This is a genomic window from Escherichia sp. MOD1-EC5189 (assembly GCF_002966045.1).
GTDB lineage: Bacteria > Pseudomonadota > Gammaproteobacteria > Enterobacterales > Enterobacteriaceae > Escherichia > Escherichia coli_F.
This window is the reverse complement of record NZ_PTRX01000125.1, coordinates 1-419: the sequence shown is the minus strand read 5'-3', so window position 1 is coordinate 419 and position 419 is coordinate 1. Positions and strand designations below refer to the sequence as shown.

Sequence of the window (419 nt, the reverse complement as noted above, 5' to 3'; positions counted from 1 at the left end):
TCTGCCTGCTCTTTTGCATCCTGCAAATCCTTCTGGCGTTTTTTCTCCTGAAGCTCGTTAAGACGCTGCTGATCGTATTCAACCTGAGAAGATGATGCCGTCCAGGGGAGTCTTTTCGCCCGCGATACTTTCTCCTGCAAAGTGGCAATCTGCGCATCCAGCGAATCTTCACGACCAATATTCATGGCCGCATCCCAGAACTGCTTCCACCAGTCAGACAAGGTTTGCAGCGTACTACCCAGCGCATTGAGGTTATTATCAATATCCGCAGTACGCCGACCGGTTTCCTCTGCCAGTGCAAACATGGCTATCCGTGCCGCATCACTGGAGCGCCCCTGCTCTCCAAGGACGCGTATCTGCTCAAGCTGAGTGGCAGTAAGAAAATGCAGCTCATTGTCCAGAGCCTTCGCGGCATTTAC

1 pseudogene is annotated in these 419 nt (G+C 52.5%); it reads right to left on the bottom strand.

Features of this window, described 5'->3' with window-relative positions:
- Positions 1 to 419, bottom strand: a pseudogene (locus ATB02_RS25850) (phage tail tape measure protein); the annotation flags it as partial.